3 protein-coding genes are annotated in these 1099 nt (G+C 59.6%); all 3 read left to right on the top strand.

The features are described from left to right. Positions 1-123 precede the first annotated feature (123 nt). Positions 124-636 (top strand): hypothetical protein, encoded by a 513-nt coding sequence (locus H5T41_11300; GenBank protein ID MBC7109344.1) that lies wholly within the window; start codon positions 124-126, stop codon positions 634-636. Between the two features lie 29 nt (positions 637-665). Then, positions 666-923 carry a hypothetical protein gene (locus H5T41_11295; GenBank protein MBC7109343.1) on the top strand — a complete coding sequence of 86 codons (258 nt, stop codon included), beginning with the start codon at positions 666-668 and terminating at the stop codon, positions 921-923. A 3-nt stretch (positions 924-926) separates the two neighbouring features. Beyond that, on the top strand, positions 927-1099 hold a 173-nt coding region (gene ruvA, locus H5T41_11290), incomplete at its 3' end, for a Holliday junction branch migration protein RuvA (GenBank protein ID MBC7109342.1).

Raw genomic sequence — 1099 nt, 5'->3', positions numbered from 1 at the left:
GGCACCACCAACGCTTATGTGGCCGAGGAACTTTTGGGCCACCCCATCGCTAAAGAACGATATTGCGCGGGATATGTAGGGAAAAGCCTTTCTGTTCTTCCTCCTGATAAGCGGGATCCCGTATTGATCCTGGAGCGGGGGAAGCCCGTCTCCCTTTCCCTGGAAGAGGCGGCCAAGCAGCTCTCCGCGGGCGACGTTTTCATCAAGGGGGCCAACGCCCTGGACTCCCACGGAGTCTGCGGCGTCCTTGTGGCCGGCGAAGATGGGGGCACAGTGGGGAAGTTTTTCGCCGCATGCATCGCCAAAGGGGTGGAGATCGTAATCCCTATTTCCCGAGCCAAATCCATCCACGGTTCGGTGACGGAACTCGCCAAAAAGCTAGGCATCAGGAGGCTCAGGTTGGCGAGCGGGCTCAAAGTGGGCCTTTTTCCGCTGGTGGGGACCGTGGTCACCGAGGTGGAGGCCATCCACTGGCTTTATGGGGTTCATGCCGAACACGTTGGAAGCGGCGGGGTTGGGCCGGGCGCTGGCGCGGTGGTGCTCCTCCTTTGCGGGGAGAAGGAAAAAGTGGAACGGGCCTTTTCCGAGCTTTCCGAGCTTGCCCGATCCGAGCCCCCGCTTATGATCTCGCCGTAATGGTTTATACATCCCCACCCGTTACCCCAATGGTTTGGCTCAAGGAGCGCCCGTGGAGTTTTACACCGAAAAGAAGGCCAGGGATGCCGTCAGCTTGGTGGAGAAAATCCTTGGGTCCTGTTGTGGAATATCTTCTCGAGCGCTTTCCCTTTCCGGTGGACGTTTTCCCCTATCCCCTTTTGGAGATCGCCACGGGGCAGAAGCTGGCCTGGGAGGCCCGGGAAACCGGCCAAATCCTTTGGCAAAGGCCTAGTTTCCACCTCCCAAGCGTTGTTTCCCGCCGCTGAGGTATGGTGGAGTTCCTGCACGGGCGAGTGGCGGAAAAGGGCGAGGGGCAGCTTGTGGTGGCCCTGGGCGGCCTGGGGCTTAAGGTGTTCGTCCCCCAAAGGACGGTGGATTCCGTAAGCGAAGGAGAAGAGATCCACCTTTACACCGCCCTTTTGGCCAAGGAGGAGGGCTTTGA

This window comes from Methanomassiliicoccales archaeon (assembly GCA_014361295.1).
Classification (GTDB): domain Archaea; phylum Thermoplasmatota; class Thermoplasmata; order Methanomassiliicoccales; family JACIVX01; genus JACIVX01.
Note: the sequence above shows the minus strand (reverse complement) of the source record. Positions and strands in the feature narration are given on the sequence as shown.